This window comes from Rhizobacter sp. P2_H2, from assembly GCF_056403375.1.
In genome coordinates, this window is the sequence record NZ_JBFUFP010000716.1 from 1 (window position 1) to 2890 (window position 2890).

General features: G+C 63.5%; 2 protein-coding genes. One reads left to right on the forward strand and one right to left on the reverse strand.

Translation table 11 applies throughout. The features are described 5' to 3' along the window. Nucleotides 1–159 precede the first annotated feature (159 nt). Nucleotides 160–525, forward strand: coding sequence for an H-NS histone family protein (locus tag AC1D15_RS25150; RefSeq protein WP_477828126.1), 366 nt, complete (start codon nt 160–162; stop codon nt 523–525). A gap of 70 nt (nt 526–595) precedes the next feature. Here the strand turns inward: AC1D15_RS25150 and ligD are convergent. Continuing rightward, on the reverse strand, nt 596–2890 hold a 2295-nt coding region (gene ligD / locus AC1D15_RS25155), incomplete at its 5' end, for a DNA ligase D (RefSeq protein WP_477828127.1).

The following is a 2890-nucleotide window of genomic DNA, read 5'->3' on the forward strand; positions in this document are numbered from 1 at the left end:
ACTGGCTTTCCCCGTCACTCGGGGCCCTGCAACGTCAACAAGAAATTCTCGACGACAAGCAGCCGTTTTACTACGAGCACCGCCAGGCGGCATAGCGCCGCGGCTACAGCACTCCCACCTCTTGCGGCGAGCGTGCCGCCAACCTCACACCAAGGAATCATGTCGCAGATACCCGGCAAAGATGAACTCAAAGGCCTGTCGTACGCTGAGCTGCGTGCCCTGCTGCAACAGACCGAAACAGCACTGGGCGCAAAGCGGAGCGAAGAGCTGAAGGTACTCGCCGACGGCTACGCGAAGAAGCTCCAGATGGGTGGCTTCGGTATCAGTGAGGGGATCGAGGCTCTGCGCCCCTACCTCCCCGCCAAGGCAGCGAAGGCGGCGTCGGGCAGCGGCGAGCCAGGCCAACCGAAGTACGCGAACCCCGCCGATGCAAGCCAAACCTGGACAGGGCGCGGCAAGCGCCCGAACTGGTTCAACGAGCAGCTCGCGAGCGGGCGCGCGCCGGGAGAGATGGAAATTCGGTAGCGGCTTCGTCGCGACGCTTCCGCTGCAGTCGGTTGCACGGTGCTTCAGCGCCGTGCACATAGCGCTGCCGTTACTTCTTCGTTGCGTGCGGAGCCTTGTAGCCGAGCGTCTTCATTGCTTGCGTCAGCGTCTGCCGGCTCTTCGTGTACGACGCCCAGGGATCTTCCTTCTGAAATGACATGTACTCACGGGCGGTAGCGACCGTCCACTGGTCGCCGCCCTTGATCTCCGGCAGCTGCTCCCAGGCGATCGGCATCGAGACACCCATGCCTGGCCGAGCGCGTGCCGAGAAGGCCGCTGCGGTCGTCTGCCCGTGTCCGTTGCGGAGGTAGTCGATGAAGATCTTTCCAACGCGATTGGAGCCGCCAGAMTTCGCAACGAATCGCTGGGGGATGGTCTTCGCCACGTGGACGACCACGGCCTGCAAGAACCCCTTCACGACGTCATAGGTTAGCTTCGGCGTCAAGGGCACAACGACGTGCAGCCCCTTGCCGCCGGAGGTCTTCAGCCAACTCTGCAAGCCGAGCTGCTCCAGGAAGCCGCGCATCAACATGGCCGCTTCCTGCACCTCAGTCCAGCCGACGCCCTCGCCCGGGTCGAGATCGAAGACTACGCGGTCCGGGTGATCGATGTGCGACGCCGTCGAATTCCAGGTGTGGAACTCGATGGTGTTCATCTGCGCCGCAGAGAGCAACGCCCCAACCCCATCTACTGTCAGGAGCGCCGCATGGCCTGGCCACAGTTTCGGATCGAGCTCTGCCATCCCCGGCATCTTCGTCTCCGGGTGCTTCTGGAAGAAGAGCTGCTGGCCGACGCCCTGTGGTGCTCGGACGAGCGACACCGGTCGACCTTCGAGATGGGGAAGCATCCAGTCGGCGACGCTCTCGTAGTACCGCACCAGCTCAATCTTTGTGGTCCCGGACGCAGGATCGATGACCCGTTCCGGATGCGTGATCTTGAGCTTCGAGGCGGCGGTCGGTGAAGCTCGCGCGCCGCGCTTTGAGGCCGCTCGCACGGCAGCGTCAGCCTTCGTCGCCGCCGCCTTTGGGACCGCCACGTCCTTTGCCTTCTCCCGATCAACCTCCGCCGCAGGCTTGTCGGTTCGCACGCCKCGAAACGACGCATGGCGGATGTGGCCATCCGGAGTCCATTCGCCGAATGCCACTTCGACAATCACCTTCGGTTCGACCCAGTGCCTGGCGCCGGCGCTGCGCTGCGACCAGCGGCCAGGCTTCACGGCTGACGCGTCCACCGCCGGCACATCCGTTTCATGCTTGGCGAGAAGTTGGTGAAGCTCGCGCGCAGTCGCATTGCTCCAGCCCGTTCCCACCGCGCCTGCGTACAGCAGCTTCCCCTCGTGGTGATACCCCAGCAGCAGATTCCCGACCTCAGTGGTCGAGTCCTTCCGATCGTTGAAGCCCACCACGATGAACTCTTGCCGCTTCTGGCACTTCAGCTTCAGCCAGGTCTCCGTTCTCCCCTCGACGTACGGCGCGGTCGCTTGCTTCAGCATCACGCCTTCGAGCCCCATGTGGCACGCCGCTGCAAGCAACTGGTCGGGGGAGACGTCGAAGGCCTCGCTGATTCGGACACGCTCTGACTCGGATTGTCCCATCAGCTGCTTGAGCACCGCCCGCCGGCTCATCAGAGGGACTGCCCTCAGGTCGGTGTCGGCCAGGAACGGCACATCGAAGACGAAGTAGACGAGGTCCTTGCTGCGCGAGTTGTCGATGGCGTTCTGCAGCCGGTTGAAATCGGGAACGCCTTTCTCGTCGAGCACGACGATTTCGCCATCGAGGTAGGCGTCGGCAATCCCGAGCGCCTCGACATGACTGGCCAGCTCCTTCAGCTTCGACGTCCAATCGTTGCCCTTGCGGGTCAACAGACGCACGTTGCCGCCGACAATCCGAGCGAGCATGCGGTAACCGTCGTACTTGTTCTCGATGATCCACGAGCCACCAGCGGGCGCTGCGCTGACGAGCGTCGCGAGTTGAGGTTCCAACACCTCGGGCATGTTCCCCTTGACGGCGTTCGTCAGATCCGGCTCGTCGTCGTCCGCCTGAACCGGCGAGCGCTTGGCGGTCGTTGCCGGTGCCTGTCTGTCTTCGAGCAGCCCCAACGGTTGGGCGATCACGCTGTCGGGCAAGGCGACGATGACGTCGTAGTCTGCAGTGCTTCGAGTCCACCCGTCGCCTCGCTTCTTGAGCAGCAGCCATTGCTCCTGCTTCTTGTCGCCTGGCTTGGAGATCCGCACGAGCTCCCACAGTCCGGCCAACTTCTCACCGTGCAGGTGGAAGATCAGCTTTCCCTTCGCCAAACCCTCAGCGACATCGCCAACCGGCTCCCATGTACCGCGGTCCCAGAC

Bases quoted from the DNA above. Each gene is read 5' to 3' on its own strand.
- AC1D15_RS25150 (WP_477828126.1), top strand. From the start codon at position 160: ATGTCGCAGATACCCGGCAAAGATGAACTCAAAGGCCTGTCGTACGCT.